Below are 20,203 nucleotides of genomic sequence, written 5' to 3'. Positions count from 1 at the left end.
CGCACGGTGTCAATCACTTTGTCGTCACTTCTTGGGCAGGATGTTCAGTTCGGCCGCAGACGGCAGGAAACTGCCGTTCCAGACCTCGGCCGGGTTCACGCGCGTCTTGGTGGCGTAGACATCGGAGACCTGCGATGCCATCAGCGACAGCCGCGTGGGCACGACCTGGCCAAAGCCCTCGGCACGCGCGTCGGCGCTGTTGACCACGGTGTCGATGGCCAGTTGCAGGCGGCGCGTCTCCAGCTGGGTGTTGACGATGCCGTCGCGCTCCTTCACGTAGGCAATGGCCGCGCCCGGGTTGGCGATGACTTCCTTGGCCCCCTTGGCGAAGGCCTGCAGGAAGGCCCTGATGGCGGCCGGGTTCTCCTTGATCAGCTTCGGGCTGGCGATGATGGCGTTGCCGTACAGCTTCACGCCGAAGTCCGCATAGGGCATGACCACCACGTCGGCGGCCTTGATGCCGCGCGCCTCCAGGTTCAGCAGCGAGGTGAAGGTGAAGCCCGTGATGGCATCCACATCGCCGCGCACCAGCATGGTCTCGCGCAGCGGCGGGTCCATGGCCGTCCACTGCACGGTGCCGACCTGGTTGGCCTTGGCGAACAGCGGGAAGGCGCGGCGGCCCGCATCGAAAACGGGCGCGCCCAGCTTCTTGCCGGTGAGGTCGGCCGTCTTGGCGATGCCGCTTTTCCTGAGCGCCATCACCGAGGCCGGCGTGTTGTTGTAGACCATCATCACGGCCACGGGCTTGTTGGGCATGTCCGGGTTGTTGGCCTGGAACTCCATCAGCGCCGCGATGTCGGCAAAGCCCAGGTCATAGGCGCCCGAGGCCACGCGCTGCACCACGCCGCCCGAGCCGCTGCCGGCATCGACCGTGACATCCAGGCCCGCGTCCTTGAAGTAGCCCTTGGCCACCGGCTGCAGGAAGAAGGCGGCCGGCCCCTCGAAGCGCCAGTCCAGCTGGAACTTCAGCGGCGTGGCCGCGTGGGCCTGTGTCTGGGCCATTGCCAGGCCCGCGCTGGCGGACAGGGCCAGGACGGTGTGCAGGAACAGTCGTTTTTGCATGGTGGGCTTCCTCTCTGATGGTCAAAAGAAACGGTGGGGACGGAACGGGGCCGGATCAGCTTTTCCAGGCGCCCTGGTGCGATGCGGCGGCCTCGCCGATCAGCGCCGGGCCTATGCATTCGATGGCGTGGGACGAGGCGGCGAACACATCGCGGCAGGACAGCTCGGCATCCTTCTGGTCCAGGCGCTCGCCGCGGAATTCGCGCAGGCGCACTGCGTCGATGCCGTAGACCACGCGGCCTATGGCCGACCAGAAGATGGCGCCCGCGCACATCACGCAGGGCTCGGCCGATGAATACAAGGTGGCTGCGGACAGCGCCTCGCGGTCATGCAGGGGGCTGGCCAGGCGGATGGCCGACAGCTCGGCATGGGCCGTGCAGTCGCCGCTCTCGCCATTGGCGTTGGAGGCCTCGGCGAGCACGCGGCCATCGGCGGCCACGATGAGCGCGCCGAACGGGCGGTTGCCGCGCACGCGCGCCAGGTCGGCCATGGCGATGGCGCGGCGCAGGTACAGGCCGTCACGCTCGTCGAGCGAGGCCTCAAGGGGCAGTGAAACGGTGGCGTGGTCCATGTGCGATCCCTCAGGCCTTGGCCATGCGCGCGGCCAGCGGCGGCAGCAGGCTGCGGTTGAACAGCGCATCGGCCGACACGGGTGCCTTGAGGCCGAAGGCCTGGCTGACCTGCTCGGCCTGGCGGGCCAGCAGCTGCGGGTCGATATCGCCCAGTCCGTGGCGCTGCGTATCGGGCGCGGCCAGGTATTGCGAGGTGATGGCCCAGCGCGCCAGTTCCAGCTTTTCATCCAGGATGGGCTCGCGCTGGCGCACAGCGGCCACGGCCAGCGCGGGCTGGGCCAGGCATTCGACCAGGGCACGGTTGCTGGCGCGCAGGAATCCCGCCACCAGCGCAGGCTGCTCTGCCACCAGCGCGCTGGAGGCCAGGATGGCGTTGCCATACAGCTGCACGCCCGCATCGGTATAGCGCAGCACGGACAGCTCCTCGGGCTTGATGCGTGCGAACAGCGACACGGCCGAGTCATGGAAATAGGTGGCAGCATCCACATCGCCGCGCACCACCACGTTGTCGCGCGCCGAGAACTCCGTCGTGGTCCAGGCGAACAGGTCGGCCGGCAGGTTCTGGCGCTGCGCGACCAGGGGCCAGACGCGGCGCGTGGACTCCACGGCGGCGGCGGCCACCTTCTTGCCCTTGAGGCTGGCGAACTCGCCCGTGATGCCCCGGTCCTTGCGGCCGATGATGGCGAACGGCGCGCGGTTGTAGTACTGGTAGACGGCCTGCACGCGCGCCGCGCCTGCGTTCTGCGCCTGGAACTCGATCAGGGAACTGATGTCGCCCAGTCCCAGCTGGTAGGCGCCGCTGGCCACCCGGGTGATGGAGGCCACCGAGCCCGAGCCCACGTCGATGCTCACGTCCAGCCCCTCGTCGCGGTAGTAGCCCTTTTGCAGCGCCACGAAAAAGGGCGCGGTCTGCGAGGTCACGCGAAAGTCCAGCGTGAACTTCAGCGGTGCCAGCGCCTTGCCCTGGGCGAAGGCACCGGGCATCACGGCACTGGCAGCGGGAAGGGCGGCGGCGGCAAGGAAATGGCGGCGTTGCATGGTGGAACTCTCAGTCGCTATCAACAGGGGGACCGGCCGCTGGCATGGGGCCGGGCGGCTGGCGTGACATGAGCAATTTCCGGGCAACGCGCACTGGGCGCGTGCTGAACGCTTCTACTCAGTGATGCTTGTATGCAAAGTGCGTACCACCCCCTGAGTCGCTTCGCGCCTTCCCCCTCTCTCGCTGCGCGGGAGGGGGACGACACCCTCGGTGCGGGGCGGCCCTTCCTCGGTGTCACTGGGCTGGGCCGCGCCGGTTTTCGACGCGGCGGGCATGCATCAGATTGGTGCCAGACGGTTCCGATGCGGCGCGTGCACCAAGCTGCCCGGCCCTCTTGCACCACGATGGAACGCAGGCGGCCATGAACCGGCCTGCGCGGGCTGGCGCGCTGTTTGCTTGGGTGGTTGGCAAGAGTAGAAGCGTTCAGCTTGCCGGCCTGTGCCGGCGCGGGTCATTGCTCTTGAAGCGGGTGCGGGAGCGGCGTGGCTGCGACCTGTGCCCTGTCAGCCACTTCAAGAGCGACGGGCGGGACCGGTGTCTTTTTGCGCCGGCCGCTGCGTGCCTTGCCACTGCCTTTGCGGCAAAGGAAACAGACCATGAACACAGTTGCCAACCCCGTCCTGCCTTCGGCACCGGCTTCAGATTACGCGCTGGGCGAACTCGCCAAGGAGGCCCGCATGGGCGGCCAGGGGCAGGAGACGCGCGCACGGGAGGTGCGGGTGATCGATATCTCCGACTTTGACCGCCGCAAGGCCGAGATTGCCGATGCGATCTGGCAGGCCTCGGTGGAGATCGGCTTCTTCCAGGTGTCGGGCCACGGCATTCCCCAGCCCGATATCGATGCGGCCTTCGGGCGTGCCGAGCAGTTGTTCGCCCTGCCGCGCGAGGTGAAGGCGCAGTGGCCGCTGTCGCGCAATGCGGGCTGGGAGCACAAGGCACAGATCCGGCCCTCCACGCGCACGCCGGACCAGAAGGAGTCCTACCAGATGACACGCCCGCGCATGGACGGCCTGTGGCCCACGCAGCAGGAGCTGCCGGGCTTTCAGCAGGCCACGCTGGGCTTCGAGCGCCAGTGCTGGCAGGTGGGCATGCAACTGCTGTCGTGCTTTGCGCACAAGCTGGGCTTTGATGCGGACTTCTTCACGCGCGCCCACGACCCTTCGGTGCCCGCCTACCAGAGCACGCTGCGCATGCTGCACTACTTCGCGGTCGACCCCGCGCTCAAGGACGAGCTGGGCCTGTGGCGCGCAGGCGCCCACACCGACTTCGACTGCCTGACCCTGCTGTTCCAGCGCGCAGGCCAGGGCGGCCTGCAGGTGCTGCCGGGCAAGGAAATGGAAGGCCAGCAATGGACGCCCGTGGACCCGGTGGAAGGCGTGATCACCTGCAACATCGGCGACATGCTCACGCGCTGGAGCGACGACCAGTTGCCCAGCAACTTCCACCGCGTGCGCAACCCCCTGCCCCATGAATACCAGGGCGCGCGCTACAGCCTGGCCTTCTTCTGCCAGGCCAACGAGGATGCGGTGATCGAAGGCCCGCAAAAGAAGTACCCGCCCATCACGGGCGCGGAATACCTGCGCCAGCGCATCAGCGCCAACTTCTCGAACAAATATTGATCCCCCTGAGCGGCTGCGCCGCTTCCCGTTGCACGGCGCCCCCTGAGGGGGACGACACCCTCGGTGCGGGGCGGCGCGGCCGGCGTAGGCCCTTCCTCGGTGTCCTTGGGGTGGGCCGCGCCAGTGTCCAGCGCTCCACTCTTTGACATAGTGTGGTGTGGCCTGGCCGGAAACGACAAGGCCCCGGATTCCGGGGCCTTGTCTGTGTCTGCGATCGGTGGTGGTGCGGATCAGCGCAGCGATTCGATCAGGTCGATGTACTGCTGCTTGGCGTCATCGGCCGAGGTGTCCTTGAGCTTTTCCCAGGCGTCCCACTTGGCGCGGCCCACCATGTCGGTGAAGCTGGGCTTCTTGGCCTCGTTGTCGCCCTCGGTGGCCTGCTTGTACAGCGCGTAGAGCTTGAGCAGCGTGGCATTGTCGGGGCGCTCGCTGATCGAGGTGGAGTTCTTGACGGCGGCCTCGAAGGCGGCATTCAGATCGGACATGGCGGGTCTCCTGGTGGGCGGTTCGTGTAGCGGCACAGTGTAGCCAAAAAAGCAGGAATTTAGAACGACCGTGCTTTTTTCGCTGTCATCCGCACCGAGACCGGCGACGCCGCCCCTATGCCGCTCCCATGCCGTTCCTACGCTGCGCTGCACAGGTGCCCGGCCATGGGCCATCGGTCTGCCTCGCAAGGCGCGGGGGCCGGCGGCTGGCCCTGGGCGCTGCCCGGTTGCAGGATGCGGCCGTGCTCCATCACGACCACGCGGTCGGCGACGGCGAAGGCCTGCTGGCGGTCCTGGGTCGCATAGACGGCCGTACAACCCAGGCTGCGCAGCAGCCGGGGAATTTCCTCGCACAGGCGCTCGCGCAGGTTGCCGTCGAGGCCGGACAGGGGTTCGTCAAGCAGCACCAGGCGCGGGCGCTCCACCACGGCGCAGGCCAGCGCCGCGCGCTGCTGCTGGCCGCCCGACAGGCTGCCGGGAAGACGCTCGCCCATGCCCTGCAGCCCGACCAGGCCCAGGGTCTGCTGCACCCGCTCGTGGATCTGCGCGCGAGGCAGGCCGCGCATTTCCAGCGCGAAGGCCACGTTGGCCTGCAGGCTCATATGGGGCCAGAGCGCATGGTCCTGGAGCACCAGGCCCAGCTCGCGCCGCTCGGGCGGCAGGGACTGCGAGGCGCTGGCCACGCACTGCCCGCCCATCCAGACTTCGCCGCGGCTGGGCTGCTCCAGCCCGGCCAGGATCTTGAGCAGGGTGGTCTTGCCGCAGCCCGAAGGCCCCAGCAGGGCCAGCACCTCGCAGGGGGCAATCTGCAGGCTGATGTCCTGGAGCACGGCGCGCTCGCCGTGGATGCGCTTGAGCTGCCGGGCTTGGACGGCCACGCCCTGCGCGGCGGCCGTGGAGGATTCGATGGAGGTCACAGGGACCGCATGCTAGGTGTGGTGTGTGACATGCCGGTGTCGGCCGGACCCTGCAAGGGCCTCAGCGCGTGGGCTCGCTCAGCCAGCGCTGGGCCAGCTTCACCCAGAACGTGGCACCCTGCGGGATCAGCTGGTCGTTGAAGTCGTAGCTGGGGTTGTGCAGCGTGCAGGGACCGCCGCCGTGGCCGATGGCGCGGTGGTCGCCGTCGCCATTGGCGATGAAGCAGTAGGCGCCGGGCTTTTCCAGCAGCATGAAGGCAAAGTCCTCGGCGCCCATGGACGGCTCCTGGGGCAGCACGTTGGCCTCGCCCACCACCTCGGCCATGACGCGGCGTGCGAACTCGGCCTCCGGGGCGGAGTTGATGGTGGGCGGGTAGTTGCGCACGAACTCGAACTCGCAGCGCGTGTCATGCGCGGCGCAGATGCTCTCGGCCAGGGTCTTCATGCGCCGCTCGATCAGGTCCAGCACCTCCAGCGTGAAGGTGCGCACCGTGCCCTGCAGCTCCACGCTGTCGGGCACCACGTTCGTGGCCTCGCCCGCATGGACCATGGTGACCGAGACCACGCCCGCCTCGATGGGCTTGACGTTGCGGCTGACGATGGTCTGCAGGCCCAGGATCAGCTGGGCCGCCACGGGCAGCGGGTCGATCACCATGTGCGGCATGGCCGCGTGGCCGCCCTTGCCGCGCACGACGATGCGGAACTCGTTGCTCGACGCCATGGCCGGGCCCGGGCCCACGGCCATGGTGCCGGCCTTCATGCCCGGCCAGTTGTGCATGCCGAACACGGCCTGCATGGGGAACTGGGTGAAAAGGCCGTCCTCGACCATCTCGCGCGCGCCGCCACCGCCCTCTTCGGCCGGCTGGAAGATCAGGTGAACCGTGCCCTCGAAGCTGTCGCGGTGCGCGGCCAGGTACTGCGCGGCGGCCAGCAGCATGGCGACATGGCCGTCATGCCCGCAGGCGTGCATTTTTCCGGCATGGCGGCTGGCGTGCTCGAAGGTGTTGAACTCCTGCATGGGCAGGGCGTCCATGTCGGCGCGCAGGCCGACGGCGCGGCCGCTGGCGCCGCCGTCACGGCCGTGGATGGTGCCCACCACGCCCGTGCGGCCCAGGCCGCGGTGCACGGCAATGCCCCATCCCTCCAGTTGCCGGGCCACGAGGTCGGCGGTGCGGATCTCCTCGAAACACAGTTCGGGATGGGCATGTATGTCGCGGCGCAGCGCGGTGATCTCGGGTGCGCCGTCCAGCAGTTCCTGCAACAAGGCCATGGGGTTCTCCTTCTAGAGCGTGTTATGCACTTTTAAGTACCCGCGTTGGCTCTGCGCGCTGGTGATCGCAAGGCGCAGTGCGCCGCCAAGGCTGAAGCCTTGGCAAGCGCTGCAACGCCGCGAGCGCCTGCGCGCAGAGCCAACCCTCCGGGAAAGCCGGGAAAGGGGCCCGGCCCTTCGTTGCAGCCCGCTTGCGGTGTGGCAACCGCGGCGCGGGCTACGCCTCGTTCCGGGCCCCTTTCCCGGCTTTCGCGGGCACTTAGAAGTGCATAACACGCTCCAATGCTGCAAGCCTACACCCGGACCTTGCCGTCACCGGTCAGCATGGACAACTCCACGAAGCGCGGCTTGCCGGACTGCGGCTTGAAGACCAGCGGGAAGCCGGCCACCTGCTGGCCGTGCATGGCGTCGAGCGCGGCCACCAGGCCGTCGCGCGTGGGCTTGCCCGAGGCCGAGGCCTGGCGCAGCGCATCGGCGAACACGCGCGCCGCCAGATAGCCTTCCATGCTGGAATAGTTGGGCGTCAGCTTGCCGCCGCCCTTCTGGATGGCCGCCAGGAAATCGCGCGTGATCTGGCGCGAGGTCTGGAAGGGCGAGGGCACGACCTGGGTGACCACCACGCCTTCGGCATCCTTGCCCAGCGTCTCCGACAAAGCCTGGGCACCCACGAAGGACACGTTGTAGAACTGCCCGCCAAAGCCTGCCTGGCGCGCCGCGCGCACAAAGGCCGCGCTGGCCGAGTAGGTGACGATCTGCACGATCACATCGGCGCCCAGCGGCACCAGCGTCTTGACGGCCGCCGCCACATTGTTCGAGTTGCGCTCCACCGTGGCCGCGCCCACGGGCTCGAGCCCCTTGGCGGCCAGCGCCGCCTTGACGCCAGCCAGGCCCGATTCGCCATAGGCATCGTTCTGGTGCAGCACGGCCACCTTCTTCAGGCCCAGGCCCGTGAGGTGGCGCACCATCAGCGCCGTCTCGTCGGCATAGGAGGCGCGCACGTTGAAGACCAGGTGGGCCAGCTGGGGCTGGCGCAGCGCATCGGCGCCCGTCAGCGGCGCGAACAGGGGCAGGCGCGCCTTTTGCAGCAGCGGCAGCGCGGCCATGCTGGTGGAGGTGCCCACGTAGCCGAACAGGGCGAACACGTCGTCGGACAGGAAGCGCTGGGTATTGGCCGCGCAGCGCTCGGGCTCGTAGCCGTCGTCCATCACGCGCAGTTCGATGTTGCGCCGGGCAATGCCCCCCTGCGCATTGAGCTGCTCGAAATACAGCTTGGCGCCCTCATGGAAGGGTTGGCCGATCTGTGCCGCGGGGCCCGTCATCGGGCAGGACTGGCCCAGCACGATGGTGCCGCCCGCGTCCTGGGCGCGCACTGCGCCGGTCCAGGTGGCGGCAGCAGCCGTGCCGGCTGCGATGAACTGTCTGCGGCTGAACGCCGTCTTGGGTCGGAGCATGAACTTGCCTGTTTTTGTCGCTGGAATCGGCGCCGTTGCTGCGTGCAGCCGGCTGCAAGGGTCCGCATAATAAAGACAAGCGGCGATTGCGGCATGCAAGACCGGCACCGCCCCTTGCCCGTGACGGCCTTTTCCCGTTTTCCCGGCTTTTCACGGTTCTTTCGCAAAGTACCCACCCTGTCCGAGACCGCTGCCACCATGTCCTCCGCCTCGCCCCCACTCCAGGCCACCTCACAGGTCCTGGGCGCCTGCCCCCACGACTGCCCCGATACCTGCTCGCTGGTGACCACGGTCGAAGATGGCATCGCCAAAAGGGTCCAGGGCAACCCCGCCCATCCGCACACGGGCGGCGTGCTCTGCGCCAAGGTCAGCAAATACACCGAGCGCAGCTACCACCCCGAGCGCGTGCTCACCCCGCTGCGCCGCGTGGGGCCCAAGGGTTCCGGGCAGTTCGAGCCCGTGGGCTGGGACGAGGCGCTGGCCGACATCGCCGCGCGCCTGCAGTCCCTGGCGGCGCGCGACCCCGAAGCCATCCTGCCTTACAGCTACGCAGGCACCATGGGCCTGGTGCAGGGCGAGAGCATGGACCGGCGCTTCTTCCACCAGCTCGGCGCCTCGCTACTGGACCGCACCATCTGCTCCAGCGCCGGGGGCGAGGCCCTGAACCTCACCTACGGCGGCAAGCTGGGCATGCGCGTGGAGCATTTCACCGAAAGCCGACTCATCCTCATCTGGGGCAGCAACAGCATCGGCAGCAGCCTGCATTTCTGGCGCTATGCGCTGGAGGCCAAGCGCAACGGCGCACGCCTGGTGTGCATAGACCCGCGCAAGACCGAGACCGCCGACAAATGCCACGAGCACCTGCAGCTGCTGCCCGGCACCGACGCCGCCCTGGCACTGGCCCTGATGCACGAGCTGATCACGCACGGCTGGCTGGACCATGACTACATTGCGCGCCACACGCTGGGCTGGGAGGAACTCAAGGCCCGCGCCCTGCAGTGGCCGCCCGAGCGCGCGGCCCAGGTCTGCGGCCTGCCCGTGGAGCAGATCCGCCAGCTGGCGCGCGACTACGGCACCACCACACCCGCCGCCATCCGCCTGAACTACGGCGTGCAACGCGCGCGCGGCGGCGGCAATGCCGTGCGCGCCATCGCCTGCCTGCCTGCCCTGGTGGGCGCCTGGCGCCACCGTGCGGGCGGCCTGCTGCTGTCCGCCTCGGGCGCCCTGCCCGCGCAGCGCGCCCGACTGCAGATGCCGCACCTGCTGGGCGCGCGCCGCCCGCGCACCATCAACATGAGCACCATCGGCGACGCCTTGCTGCATGAAGGCGGCAATGGCTTCGGCCCGCGCGTGGACGCCATCGTGGTCTACAACAGCAATCCCGTGGCCGTGGCGCCCGAGTCGGCCAAGGTCGTGGCCGGCTTTGCGCGCGAGGACCTGTTCACCGTGGTGCTGGAGCAGTTCATGACCGACACGGCCGACCTGGCCGACTACGTGCTGCCGGCCACCACGCAGATCGAGCACTGGGACATCCACGGCAGCTACGGGCATACCGACGTGCTGCTCAACCGCCCCGCCATCGCGCCGCTGGGCCAGGCGCGCAGCAACGGCCAGATCTTCCGCGACCTGGCCGCGCACATGGCGCGGCATGACGACGCCTTTGCCGCCGCCCATTTCCAGACGGGGGACGAGCAACTGTGCCGCGAAGCCTTCGAGGGGCGCGGCGTGGACTTCAACGAGCTGCTGGACAAGGGCTTTGCCACCCTGGCCCTGCCCGAGGCCCCCTTTGCCGAGGGCGGCTTCGCCACGCCCTCGGGCCGCTGCGAGTTCACCAGCGCCGAGCTGGCGCGGCGCGGCATGGACCCGCTGCCCGACTACCTGCCCAACTACGAAACCGGCGACACGGATGCGCGCTACCCGCTGGCCATGATCTCGCCGCCCGCGCGCAACTTCCTCAACAGCAGCTTCGTCAATGTCAAGAGCCTGCGCAACATGGAAGGCCGACCGCTGGTGGAGCTGCACCCCGACGACGCCGCCATGCGCGGCGTGGCCGAGGGCGACCGCGTGCGCGTCTTCAACGACCGGGGCAGCTACGAATGCCATGCCACGCTCAACGGCCGCGCGCGCCGGGGCGTGGTCAACGGCCTGGGCATCTGGTGGCGCAAGCATGGCGACAACGGCACCAACGTCAACGAGCTCACCCACCAGCGCCTGACCGACCTGGGCCGCGCGCCCAGCTTCTACGACTGCGCGGTGCAGGTGCAGCGGCTGGCCTGAGCCCCGCCCCGGAGGCGGGCGATTCCTGCACGATGGCCACCGGCGCATCGGCACAATGGACCGCATTGCCACCACCGACAGGAGATGCCCATGCTGCAAACCGCCGTGGTCGCCGTGCGCGACCGTGCCCGGCTGCAGGAAATCGTCGGCGTGCTACTGCGCTTCGGGCTGGCCGACCTGGTCGACACGCTGGGCCTGGCCCGCTTCGCGCCGCGCGGCAGCCAGCCCCATCCCGAGCATCCGCTGGATGCCAGCCGCCCCGAGCGCCTGCGCATGGCCCTCGAACACCTGGGGCCGAGCTTCGTCAAGCTGGGCCAGATCATGGCCACGCGCTCGGACCTGCTCGCGCCCGAATGGACGGCCGCCCTGCAGCAACTGCACAGCCACGCCGCCCCCCTGCCCTGGGAGACGGCCCAGCCGCTGATCGAGCAGTCGCTGGGCCTGCCCGTGGAGCAGGTGTTCACGCATTTCGACCCCGTGCCGCTGGCCTCGGCCTCCATGGCCCAGGTGTACCGCGCGCGGCTGCCTGCGGCTGAAGACCGGGAGGACGGCAGCGACAGCACCCCTGCGGCCAGCGCTGCCGACATCGAAGTCGTGGTCAAGGTCCAGCGCCCCGGCCTGCGCCCCCAGATCGAAGCCGACCTGCGCCTGCTCGAGCACCTGGCGCTGCTGGCCCAGGAACAATGGCCGCAGCTGGCACGCTACCGCCCGCGCGAGGTCACGCGCCAGCTGGGCCAGGCGCTGCGCGAGGAACTGGATTTCACCGTCGAAGCCCACAACGGCGACGCCGTGGCGCGGCACTTCGCGGCCCAGCCCGAGATCGTCGTGCCGGCCATCCACTGGGCATTGAGCGGGCCGCGCCTGCTGGTGCAGGACTTCGTGCCGGGCGTGCCGGCCTCGGCCGTGGGTGCGGACCCCGCGCTGGACGGCCCGCTGCTGGCGCGCCGTGGCGCCTGCGCGTTTTTGCAGATGGTGCTGCGCGACGGCCTGTTCCACGCCGACCCGCACCCTGGCAACCTGCTGGCCCTGCCCGGCAACCGCGTGGGCTTCATCGACTTCGGCATGGTCGGTCGGCTGTCGCCCCAGCGCCGCCGCCAGGTGCTGGGCCTGATGCGCGCCCTGGTAGAGGGCCACGGCCGCAGCCTCTCGGGCGTGCTGCTCGACTGGGCCGCCGAAAGCGAAATGCCCGGCCGCGCCCCGCCCTCGGCCGCGCGCATCGAGGCTGCCGTGGACCGCTTCGTGACCCGCCATGGCCCCGGCGCCAGCAATGGCCGCCTGGTGATGTCCCGTGCGCTGCAGGACTTCATGGCCCTGGCCCGCGAAACCGGCGTAGCCCTGCCCGCCGACATGGCCCTGCTGCTCAAGGCCCTGATCACGGCCGACCAGGTGCTGCTGCAGCTGGACCCGCAATTCGACGTGGTGCGGACGGCCACGCCCCTGGTCAAGGCCCAGCTGCTGCAGCGCTACTCCCTGCGCAGCCTGGCGCGCCAGCGCCGCGCCGCCATGGCGCAGTGGATGGAACTGGCCGACGACGCGCCGCACACCCTGCGGCTGGTGATGCAAAGACTGCGCTCGGGCCGGCTGCAGGCCGACCTGGACATACGCCACATCGACCGCCTTTCGCTGGCACTGGAACGCGCCGCCACCCGCCTGGCCCTGGCCGTGGTCTCCGGCGCCTTCATCCTGGGCCTGGCCCCCGGCCTGCTGACCATGGGCCCGCGCCTGTGGGGCATCCCCCTCTTCGCCGCCCTGGGCGTGGCCGGCGCCGCCGCCAGCCTGGCCGTTCTTTTCACCACCATGCGCAGGCAGAAGGCGCTGGATTGATCGCGGGATTGGCGATGAGCAACGCCCAAAGGCACCGCCAGCACACCAGCGCCCAAACCCGCCAAGGCCCAACCCAGAGACACCGAGGAAGGGCAGCCCCGCACCGAGGGTGTCGTCCCCCTCCGCGAAGCGAGAAGGGGGAAGGCGCGCAGCGCCTCAGGGGGTCAGTCCAGCTTCACGCCCGCACTCTTGATGATGGCCCCCCAGCGCTTGGACTCCGCGCGCGACATGGCCAGGAACTGCTCGGGCGTGCCCGGCAGCGCCTCCATGCCGAAGTCCTGCATGCGCTTGACCACGGCGGGGTTGGCCAGCGCCTTGTTGAGCTCGGCGTTCAGGCGCTGCACCACGGCCGGGGGCATCTTGGCCGGGCCCAGGATGCCCTGGAAGGCATAGACCTCGGTATCGGGCACGCCGACCTCGGCCAGCGTGGGCAGCTCGGGCAGGCTGGGCACGCGCTTGCCCGTGCCGATGGCCAGGGCGCGCACCTTGCCCGACTGGATCACCGGCAGGCCCGAGGCCAGGTCCAGGAACATGCAGGGCACCTGGCCGCCCATCACGTCGGCCAGCGCAGGCGCCGCGCCGCGATAGGGGATGTGCGTCAGGAAGGTGCCCGTGCGGTTCTTGAACATCTCCATGGCCAGGTGGTGGGGCGAGCCGTTGCCGGGCGAGGCGTAGTTGACCTGGCCCGGATGCGCCTTCACGTAGGCCAGGAAGTCCTTGAAGGTCTTGGCCTCGAAGTTCGGGTTCACCACCAGCGCCATCGGGAAGCGGCTGATGCCGCCGATGTAGGTGAAGTCCTTTTCGGGGTTGAAGGACAGCTTGCTGAACAGGTGCTCGTTGTAGGCCAGCACGGCGTTGTCGGCCGACATGATGGTGTAGCCGTCGGGCTTGGCCGTGGCCACGATCTGGGCGCCGATGTTGGTGGAGGCGCCGGGGCGGTTGTCCACCACGATGGTCTGGTTCAGCGTCTGGCGCATGGCCTCGGCCACGGTGCGCGCCAGCACGTCGGTGCCGCCGCCGGGCGGATAGGGCACGACCCAGCGGATGTTGCTGGCGGGCCAGTCCTGCGCCTGTGCAAAAGGCGCGGCCATGCCGGCCGATGAGGCCGCCACGGCGGCCAGGAATTGTCTACGGTCCATTGTTGTCTCCTGTGGGATGGGTGTGGATGGGTCCTGGCCGTGCCCTGTTGCTCTTGTTCATGGAGGCGGCGGCCGTGTGTTTCAGGGCGGGCTGGCTGCGGGGAACTCCACGCGCTGCACCTTGAAGCCCTGGGCCGCCAGCAGCGCCGGCAGGCCGCGCGTGCCCACCATGTGCAGGGCGCCCACGGCGGCGAACACGCTGCGGCCGGAGCGGATCTGCCGCGCCACTTCGCGTGCCAGGCCAGGGTTGCGGCCATAGACCATGCGGTCGTAGTCGGCGCGCTCGGCGGCATTGGCCATGCAGTCGCACCAGTCGGGCAGGCTCTCCAGCAGGTGGATGCGGCCATCGGCCCAGACGCGTGCGATCAGCCCCAGCTTCTGGGAGGCGATACCGCTTTCCAGCTGGCGCAGGCCGGACTCCACCGTCTCGGCCACGCGCGCGGGGTCGTCCGAGACCAGCTCGCGCAGTTGCAGCTCGGGCGTCTCCAGCGACAGCACGGGCTTGTCCAGCGCGCGTGCCATCCCGGCCAGAGAGAAGTCGATGCCGTAGGCCGCGTCCAGCCCCTCGCTGCGGCCGGCCAGCGACAACAGGGAGATCACCTGGGCATCGGGGCGCAGCAGGGCCAGTTCGGGGCCAGCGCAGGCCAGGCGCCTTTGCTCCTCAAGCCGGCGCTGGAGATCGCCGCGCAGCGGCGGCGCATCGGGCCGCGCCTGCATGCCCGCGAACAGGACATTCATGACCTCGGGATCGAGGATGTTCAGCTCCAGCGCCAGGCTGTCGGAGGCGCGCAGCGCGTCCGCCACCGTGGGGCCGGGCACGCTCCAGTCAAGCTTGGCCGCGTGCATGGTCCCGTAGAGCCAGCTGGTGCGGCCCCGGTGCTCGATGCGCCACAGCAGCCCACGGTCCTGCGCCTTGCGCTGCATGGCGCGGATCTCGTCCGGGCTGGGCATGCGCGCCTCGGGCGGGCAGGTGACGGGGTCCGCGGCCGGGGGCGCCGCGAATGCCGCGGCCAGCGGCGACAGCGCCAGCGCGGCCAGGCCGGCACGCAGCGACCTGCCGGCCACGCGCCACCAGGGTGTGCAAATGCGGCTCATTCGGCGGGCTCGACGATGTTCTGGTCGATGGCGCCGAAGATGCTCTGGCCGTCCTTGCCCTTCATCTCGATGCGGATGGTGTCGCCGAAGCGCATGAACTCGGTCTTGGGCGCGCCGTCCTGGATGGTCTCTATGCAGCGCTTTTCCGCAATGCAGCTGTAGCCCTTGGGCCACTCCATGCGCCGGTTCTTGCCCTTGCCGCTTTCCACGCCCTTGTTGCTCACGGTGCCGCTGCCCACGATGGAGCCGGCGCGCACATTGCGCGTCTTGCAGATATGGGCGATGAGCTGGCCGAAGTGAAAGCTCATGTCCTCGCCCGCATCGCACATGCCGACCTTGCGGCCGTTCCAGGTGGACTGCAGCGTCAGGTGCAGGCGGCCGCCCTTCCAGGCGTCGCCCAGCTCGTCCAGCGTCACGGCCACCGGGCTGAAGGATGTGGCGGGCTTGGACTGGAAGAAGCCGAAGCCCTTGGACAGCTCATTGGGGATCAGGTTGCGCAGGCTCACGTCGTTGGCCAGCATGACCAGGCGCACGCCGCCCAGCGCACGCTCGGGCGTGGCGCCCATGGGCACGTCGGCGGTGATGACGGCGATCTCGGCCTCGAAGTCGATGCCCATGGACTCGCTGGGCACCACCACATCGTCGCAGGGGCCCAGGAAATCGTCGCTGCCGCCCTGGTACATCAGCGGGTCGGTGTAGAAATTGGCAGGCACCTCGGCGCCGCGCGCCTGGCGCACCAGCTCCACATGGTTGATGTAGGCCGAGCCGTCGGCCCACTGGTAGGCGCGCGGCAGCGGCGCCATGCACTGGCGCGGATCGAAGGCAAAGGCATGGACTGCCTTGCCGCTGTTGAGCAGGTGGTACAGGTCCTGCAGCTGGGGCGCCATGTAGCTCCAGTCATCGAGCACCTGCTGCAGGCGGCTCGCTATGCCGGTCGCATAATGGGCCTGGCTCAGGTCGCGTGACACCACGACCAGTTGCCCGTCCCGCGATCCGTCCTTGTATGTGGCAAGTTTCATGCTGCTCCCCCGTGCCGCCGCCGCGCGCCACGGCATCCGGGCAGCGGCCTGGATACCCATGGCGACGCAGCCATGAATTACGATAAGTTAAATTGATTTAACTAAACAAAACCAAATTCTATTGCAATGGACAAGGAACGCGCAGGGATTCAATCGGTCGAGGTCGGTTTTGCATTGCTGGAGGCGCTGACGCGCGCCCGGGGCCCGCAGATGCTCAAGGACTTGGCGTCCGACGCCGGCATGAGCGCCGCCAAGGCGCACCGCTACCTCGTGAGCTTCCAGCGCATCGGCCTGGTCACCCAGGACGCGCGCACCTCCCGCTACGACCTGGGCCCGGCCTCGCTCAAGCTGGGCCTGGCCTCGCTGGCGCGGCTGGACCCCGTTCGGCTGGCGCGCGAACGCATGCCCGCGCTCATGGAGCGCATCCACCACACGGCGGCCATCGCCGTCTGGGGCAACCACGGGCCGACCATCGTGCACTGGGAGGAAAGCGCGCAGTCGGTCACCGCCAACCTGCGCCTGGGCGACGTCATGCCCATGCTGGCCTCGGCCACCGGGCGCTGCTTCGCGGCCTGGCTGCCGCGCGAGGTCACGGCCCCGCTGCTGGAGCCCGAAGTGGACAAGGCCCGCCGCATCCAGCGCAAGGATTTGCCGCTCACCCCCGAGGCCATAGATGCCATGCTGGCCGAGGTGCGCGAGCGCGGCACCGCCCGCGTGGTCGATACCGTGCTGCCCGGCATCGTGGCCTTTTGCACGCCGGTCTTCGACTCCTCGGGCCATATCGTGCTGGGCCTGACCACGCTGGGCTCGATCGCCACCTTCGACCCCGAATACGGCGGCGCCATCGATGCGCCGCTGCGCGAGGCCTGCGTCCAGCTGTCCCAGGACCTGGGCTGGAACGCCTGAGATGAAGCTACACCCCCTGAGTCGCTTCGCGCCTTCCCCCTGGAAGGGGGACGACAGCCTCGCTGCGGGGCGGCGCGGCCGGCGTAGGCCCTTGCTCGCTGTCCCTGGCCTTGGGCCGCGCCGGTTTCATGGGCTGTGGGTGGCGCGCAGCACTATGGATAACTGACATGAGCCTACGCCAGCGCGCCCTGCCCGCCGTCACCGCCGTGGTGCTGGGCGTGCACGCCCTGGCCCTGCTGGGCCTGCCGCTGTGGAGCCAGGTATCGGCGCCGCACACCGAGGTGGCAGCCATGCAGACGCGGGCGCTGTCCCTGCCCGAGCCACCTGCCCCCCCGCCTGCAGCGCCCGTCCCCGCACCGAAGGCGCCTGCGCCCAAGCCGCAGCAGCCTCGCCCCAAGGTCCAGCGCCCGGCACCCGCCGCACCCGCGCCCACGCCCGAGCCGCTGGACACGCCCATCCGCGAAACCGTCGAACCCTTGCCGATGGCCGCAGCGCAGGAGCCTGCCGCATCGGAAGCCGCCGCTGCCGCTGCCGATGCAGGTGCTGGCAGCGGGCCAACCCCGGCCACGCCGCCGGCGCCGCCTGCTCCCAAGCCCGAACCCGAAACACCGTCCACACCCTCGGCCGGCCCGGCCCAGGGCATGGCCATCACCTCGCCCGATGGCACGCCGCTGGCCTCCGACGCCCCCGTTCCCGTGCAAATGCCCGATCCCGCGCGGCTGTCGTTCGCCGTCACCGGCCAGGCCAAGCGCTTCAACTACTCGGCCAGTGCCGAGCTGGTCTGGCGCCATGCCAACGGCCAGTACCAGGCCAGCCAGGAAGTCAGCCTGTTCCTGCTGGGCTCGCGCTCGCAGACCAGCGAGGGCCGCATCACGGACAGGGGCCTGGAGCCCAGCCGCTTCAACGACAAGGCACGCAAGGAACAATCGGCGCAGCTGGCGTTCGACCAGAACCTGGCGCACTTCAGCACGGGCGCGCCCGATGCGCCCATCGCGCCCGGCGCCCAGGACCGGCTCAGCGTGTTCCTGCAACTGTCGGCCCTGCTGGCGGCGGCACCGCAGCGCTACCCGGCGGGCACGCAGATCAGCTTCATCACCGTCAGCGCGCGGCGCGCCGACCGCTGGACCTTCCGCGTGGGCGAGACCGAGACGCTGGACCTGCCCTCCGGCAGCACGCAGGCGCTGCGGCTGGACAAGATCGCGGCGGCCGGCGATGACCAGCAGGCCTCGCTGTGGCTGGCGCCTTCACTGCAATACCTGCCCGTGCGCATCCGGCTGGCGCAGGACAACGGCGACTTCGCCGACCTGCAGCTCAAGGGCCGCCAGGCGCCCTGATCGCGGGTAGGCCGGCACTTGCAGGCGTCGCTGCCGCCCGCCTACCACAGGGCGGCCTGCGGCGCACGCCGCCACGCATGCCAATCCGTGGAATACTGCGTGCAAGTGCCTGTGATAGATCGGGACCCCCACGGTCCTTGAAATCCGGCGCTTCGCAGCCATGTAGGCTGTGCGACGCCCGGCAACGGGCCAGAAAGGGAACACCATGCAAATGCTTTACGACTCCGAATCTTTTGTGGTGCTCCATCTGCGTCCCGACATGGATCCGGATGCAACGGCTGGCAGTGAGGCAGTCGATACCGCCCGCCAACTGCCACGCCACGGCTTCGAGATCGTGGACAAGCGCTCGGGCAAGGAGGTCTACCTGGACGGTTCCTGGGCCGAGATGTTCCAAAAGCAGATCATTGCCTGGCAGCTCGACGCCCCCACCGAGGAAGAGGTGGAAGACGCACTGGATCGATACGCCGGCCTGGCCCAGCAGCCCGTCGTGGTGCACTGACAGCACACAGCGCACGGCCCCCTGAGGAGGCCGCGTGCCAAGCCCGCCGCAGATTCTCTGCGGCGGGCTTTTTCTTTGGGCGCGGCCATTGCGCGGACCCTGGTGCTTTCACCGATCCGCAGCCTGCGCCTCCTGCCTAGAATCCTGAGCGCAGGTTCAAGATTTGAAGACCATCTGTGAGATGGTCTTGTCACGCCTGTGTGGTGTGCGCCGGCCTCTTGCAGACAACCAGGAGGCAGCGATGCAAACCACAGGCCACAGCATTCGTGGCGTTCAGGATGTCATCTCGTACATCGACGCACGCCAGGGCATTTCAGGCCGCGCCGGCACCATCTGGTGGCTGGCACTCGGCGGCCTTTTCCTCGACGCCTTTTCCAACTCCGCGCTCAGCGTGGGCCTGGGGCCCATGACGCGCGACCAGCAGCTCACGCCGGCCGAGGTGGCCTGGATGACATCGCTGGCCTCCTGGGTGTCCATCGCCTTCAACCCCATCGGCGGCTGGATGGCCGACCGCTGGGGCCGCATGCGCCCGCTGGTCATCGCCAAGGTGCTGGCCGTGGCCGGTGCGCTGCTGGTCAGCATGGCGCCCGACTACGCCACCATCCTCTTCGGCCGCTTCTTCGTGGGCGCGGCCTATGGCATCGACTTCGCCATCGCCATGGCGGTGCTGGCCGAGTTCACGCCCGCGCGCCTCAAGAGCCGGCTCAATGTCTGGCAGGGCATGTGGTACATGGCCGTGTGCAGCAACCTGGTGCTGGCGCTGTGGTTCCACTCCTGGGACGTGGGCGATTCGCTGTGGCGCTACTCGGTCGCGGCCACCGCCGTGTTCGGCCTGTTCATCCTGGGCATGCAGGCCGCGCTGCTGGTGGAAAGCCCGACCTGGCTGGCACGCAAGGAGCGGCTGGACGACGCGGCCCGCGCCATGACGCGCATCTATGGCCAGACCTTCAGGGCAGCACCCCTTGCCGAGCGCCTGCCCGTGCTCAACCCGGCCCGGCGCGGCCTGGCCAATGTGCTGCTGATCTTTCGCGGCATCTACCTGCCGCGCACGCTGCTGGCGGCCACGGTGCAGATAGGCCAGTCCATCCAGTACTTCGCCGTGGGCTGGTACCTGCCGCTGATCAGCGCCTCGCTGTTCGGCAAGGACTTCCGCGAGGCCACGCTGGGCGCGCTGGTGTTCAACGTGTTCGGCATCGTCGGCGGCTTCCTGTCGCCCGTCATCGGGCGCCGGCTGGGCCTGCGGCGGGCCTCGGCCTTCGGCTTTGCGCTGGTGTTCCTGATGCTGCTGGTGCTGGGCCTGTTCAACGGCCGCATGCCCATCTGGCTGGCCGTGGCCGTGCCCTCGCTGTTCATCCTCTTTCACTCGGGCGGGCCCGGCGCCAACGGCAAGAGCCTGTCCACGCTGTCCTTCCGCAGCGAGCTGCGCGCGGGCGCCAACGGCGTGATCGGCGCGCTGGGCGCCATGGGCGCGGCGCTGGGGCTGCTGGTGTTCCCGCTGTTCCGCCAGCAGTACGGGCTGGAGAACACCTTCCTCATCCTGTCCGTGGTGCCGCTGCTGGCCAGCATCGTCTGCTTTTCCATCCGCTGGGACCCCACGCGCACCACGGTGAATCCCGACGACGAGCCCGGCGCACCCCAGTTCGCGGACGACGCCGCCCCGCCCGCCAAGACCGCCCAACCCATTGCCTGAGAGAG

Annotated in this window: 17 protein-coding genes; 7 read left to right on the top strand and 10 right to left on the bottom strand. The window is 69.3% G+C overall.

All coding sequences use genetic code 11. The features are described 5' to 3' along the window. Positions 1-24: 24 nt before the first annotated feature. Genes A9976_RS01810 through A9976_RS01800 form a run of 3 tightly spaced genes read right to left on the bottom strand, consistent with a single transcriptional unit; the run spans position 25 to position 2,672 of the window. Complete coding sequence (locus A9976_RS01810; RefSeq protein ID WP_183017566.1) at positions 25-1,062, bottom strand: ABC transporter substrate-binding protein; 1,038 nt, start codon at positions 1,060-1,062, stop codon at positions 25-27. A 55-nt stretch (positions 1,063-1,117) separates the two neighbouring features. Further along, positions 1,118-1,633 carry a nucleoside deaminase gene (locus A9976_RS01805; RefSeq protein WP_183017565.1) on the bottom strand — a complete coding sequence of 172 codons (516 nt, stop codon included), beginning with the start codon at positions 1,631-1,633 and terminating at the stop codon, positions 1,118-1,120. Positions 1,634-1,643: 10 nt separating this feature from the next. Further along, entirely contained in the window at positions 1,644-2,672 is a 1,029-nt protein-coding gene (locus tag A9976_RS01800; protein ID WP_183017564.1) for an ABC transporter substrate-binding protein, read from the bottom strand. 597 nt (positions 2,673-3,269) lie between these two features. On the opposite strand from A9976_RS01800, the gene A9976_RS01795 reads away from it, so the two are divergent. Beyond that, positions 3,270-4,292, top strand: coding sequence for an isopenicillin N synthase family oxygenase (locus A9976_RS01795; RefSeq protein WP_183017563.1), 1,023 nt, complete (start codon positions 3,270-3,272; stop codon positions 4,290-4,292). Between the two features lie 230 nt (positions 4,293-4,522). Here the strand turns inward: A9976_RS01795 and A9976_RS01790 are convergent, their stop codons facing one another. The 4 genes from A9976_RS01790 to A9976_RS01775 all read right to left on the bottom strand — a co-directional run bounded on the left by A9976_RS01790 (position 4,523) and on the right by A9976_RS01775 (position 8,415). Continuing rightward, positions 4,523-4,777: an acyl-CoA-binding protein gene (locus A9976_RS01790; protein ID WP_012203065.1), complete on the bottom strand. Its 255-nt coding sequence runs from the start codon at positions 4,775-4,777 to the stop codon at positions 4,523-4,525. Positions 4,778-4,914: 137 nt separating this feature from the next. Next, positions 4,915-5,694: an ABC transporter ATP-binding protein gene (locus tag A9976_RS01785; RefSeq protein WP_183017562.1), complete on the bottom strand. Its 780-nt coding sequence runs from the start codon at positions 5,692-5,694 to the stop codon at positions 4,915-4,917. A 61-nt stretch (positions 5,695-5,755) separates the two neighbouring features. Continuing rightward, on the bottom strand, positions 5,756-6,964 hold the full coding sequence (locus tag A9976_RS01780; RefSeq protein ID WP_183017561.1) for a M20 aminoacylase family protein: 1,209 nt from the start codon (positions 6,962-6,964) through the stop codon (positions 5,756-5,758). 293 nt (positions 6,965-7,257) lie between these two features. Then, entirely contained in the window at positions 7,258-8,415 is a 1,158-nt protein-coding gene (locus A9976_RS01775) for an ABC transporter substrate-binding protein (protein ID WP_183017560.1), read from the bottom strand. A 198-nt stretch (positions 8,416-8,613) separates the two neighbouring features. Between A9976_RS01775 and A9976_RS01770 the strand changes: the two genes are divergently transcribed. Both A9976_RS01770 and A9976_RS01765 read left to right on the top strand, forming a co-directional pair. Further along, entirely contained in the window at positions 8,614-10,692 is a 2,079-nt protein-coding gene (locus tag A9976_RS01770) for a molybdopterin-dependent oxidoreductase (protein WP_183017559.1), read from the top strand. A 90-nt stretch (positions 10,693-10,782) separates the two neighbouring features. Beyond that, a complete protein-coding gene (locus A9976_RS01765; protein ID WP_183017558.1) occupies positions 10,783-12,516 on the top strand; it encodes an AarF/ABC1/UbiB kinase family protein in 1,734 nt (577 codons plus the stop codon). A 164-nt stretch (positions 12,517-12,680) separates the two neighbouring features. Here the strand turns inward: A9976_RS01765 and A9976_RS01760 are convergent, their stop codons facing one another. The 3 genes from A9976_RS01760 to A9976_RS01750 all read right to left on the bottom strand — a co-directional run bounded on the left by A9976_RS01760 (position 12,681) and on the right by A9976_RS01750 (position 15,769). Further along, on the bottom strand, positions 12,681-13,655 hold the full coding sequence (locus A9976_RS01760; RefSeq protein ID WP_183017557.1) for a tripartite tricarboxylate transporter substrate binding protein: 975 nt from the start codon (positions 13,653-13,655) through the stop codon (positions 12,681-12,683). A gap of 81 nt (positions 13,656-13,736) precedes the next feature. Further along, positions 13,737-14,750: a TraB/GumN family protein gene (locus tag A9976_RS01755; protein ID WP_183017556.1), complete on the bottom strand. Its 1,014-nt coding sequence runs from the start codon at positions 14,748-14,750 to the stop codon at positions 13,737-13,739. Beyond that, on the bottom strand, positions 14,747-15,769 hold the full coding sequence (locus A9976_RS01750; protein ID WP_034390060.1) for a fumarylacetoacetate hydrolase family protein: 1,023 nt from the start codon (positions 15,767-15,769) through the stop codon (positions 14,747-14,749). The genes A9976_RS01755 and A9976_RS01750 overlap by 4 nt, the downstream gene beginning before the upstream one ends. A gap of 126 nt (positions 15,770-15,895) precedes the next feature. Here A9976_RS01750 and A9976_RS01745 point away from each other — a divergent pair, with 126 nt between their 5' ends. The 4 genes from A9976_RS01745 to A9976_RS01730 all read left to right on the top strand — a co-directional run bounded on the left by A9976_RS01745 (position 15,896) and on the right by A9976_RS01730 (position 20,198). Beyond that, positions 15,896-16,675, top strand: coding sequence for an IclR family transcriptional regulator (locus A9976_RS01745; protein WP_183017555.1), 780 nt, complete (start codon positions 15,896-15,898; stop codon positions 16,673-16,675). A 167-nt stretch (positions 16,676-16,842) separates the two neighbouring features. Further along, entirely contained in the window at positions 16,843-18,009 is a 1,167-nt protein-coding gene (locus tag A9976_RS01740) for a DUF3108 domain-containing protein (RefSeq protein WP_183017554.1), read from the top strand. A gap of 205 nt (positions 18,010-18,214) precedes the next feature. Next, positions 18,215-18,508, top strand: coding sequence for a DUF3567 domain-containing protein (locus tag A9976_RS01735; protein WP_183017553.1), 294 nt, complete (start codon positions 18,215-18,217; stop codon positions 18,506-18,508). Positions 18,509-18,749: 241 nt separating this feature from the next. Next, entirely contained in the window at positions 18,750-20,198 is a 1,449-nt protein-coding gene (locus tag A9976_RS01730) for a nitrate/nitrite transporter (RefSeq protein WP_183017552.1), read from the top strand. Positions 20,199-20,203 lie beyond the last annotated feature (5 nt).

The organism is Delftia sp. UME58 (genome assembly GCF_014170385.1).
Classification (GTDB): Bacteria; Pseudomonadota; Gammaproteobacteria; order Burkholderiales; family Burkholderiaceae_C; genus Comamonas; species Comamonas acidovorans.
The sequence above is the reverse complement of the archived record's forward strand: the minus strand, read 5'-3'. Positions and strand labels throughout refer to the sequence as shown.

What these genes read in the sequence shown, in the direction of transcription:
- A9976_RS01810 (WP_183017566.1), bottom strand. Translation starts at nt 1,062, where the DNA reads ATGCAAAAACGACTGTTCCTGCACACCGTCCTGGCCCTGTCCGCCAGC.
- A9976_RS01805 (WP_183017565.1), bottom strand. Translation starts at nt 1,633, where the DNA reads ATGGACCACGCCACCGTTTCACTGCCCCTTGAGGCCTCGCTCGACGAG.
- A9976_RS01800 (WP_183017564.1), bottom strand. Translation starts at nt 2,672, where the DNA reads ATGCAACGCCGCCATTTCCTTGCCGCCGCCGCCCTTCCCGCTGCCAGT.
- A9976_RS01795 (WP_183017563.1), top strand. Translation starts at nt 3,270, where the DNA reads ATGAACACAGTTGCCAACCCCGTCCTGCCTTCGGCACCGGCTTCAGAT.
- A9976_RS01790 (WP_012203065.1), bottom strand. Translation starts at nt 4,777, where the DNA reads ATGTCCGATCTGAATGCCGCCTTCGAGGCCGCCGTCAAGAACTCCACC.
- A9976_RS01780 (WP_183017561.1), bottom strand. Translation starts at nt 6,964, where the DNA reads ATGGCCTTGTTGCAGGAACTGCTGGACGGCGCACCCGAGATCACCGCG.
- A9976_RS01775 (WP_183017560.1), bottom strand. Translation starts at nt 8,415, where the DNA reads ATGCTCCGACCCAAGACGGCGTTCAGCCGCAGACAGTTCATCGCAGCC.
- A9976_RS01770 (WP_183017559.1), top strand. Translation starts at nt 8,614, where the DNA reads ATGTCCTCCGCCTCGCCCCCACTCCAGGCCACCTCACAGGTCCTGGGC.
- A9976_RS01765 (WP_183017558.1), top strand. Translation starts at nt 10,783, where the DNA reads ATGCTGCAAACCGCCGTGGTCGCCGTGCGCGACCGTGCCCGGCTGCAG.
- A9976_RS01760 (WP_183017557.1), bottom strand. Translation starts at nt 13,655, where the DNA reads ATGGACCGTAGACAATTCCTGGCCGCCGTGGCGGCCTCATCGGCCGGC.
- A9976_RS01755 (WP_183017556.1), bottom strand. Translation starts at nt 14,750, where the DNA reads ATGAGCCGCATTTGCACACCCTGGTGGCGCGTGGCCGGCAGGTCGCTG.
- A9976_RS01750 (WP_034390060.1), bottom strand. Translation starts at nt 15,769, where the DNA reads ATGAAACTTGCCACATACAAGGACGGATCGCGGGACGGGCAACTGGTC.
- A9976_RS01745 (WP_183017555.1), top strand. Translation starts at nt 15,896, where the DNA reads ATGGACAAGGAACGCGCAGGGATTCAATCGGTCGAGGTCGGTTTTGCA.
- A9976_RS01740 (WP_183017554.1), top strand. Translation starts at nt 16,843, where the DNA reads ATGAGCCTACGCCAGCGCGCCCTGCCCGCCGTCACCGCCGTGGTGCTG.
- A9976_RS01735 (WP_183017553.1), top strand. Translation starts at nt 18,215, where the DNA reads ATGCAAATGCTTTACGACTCCGAATCTTTTGTGGTGCTCCATCTGCGT.
- A9976_RS01730 (WP_183017552.1), top strand. Translation starts at nt 18,750, where the DNA reads ATGCAAACCACAGGCCACAGCATTCGTGGCGTTCAGGATGTCATCTCG.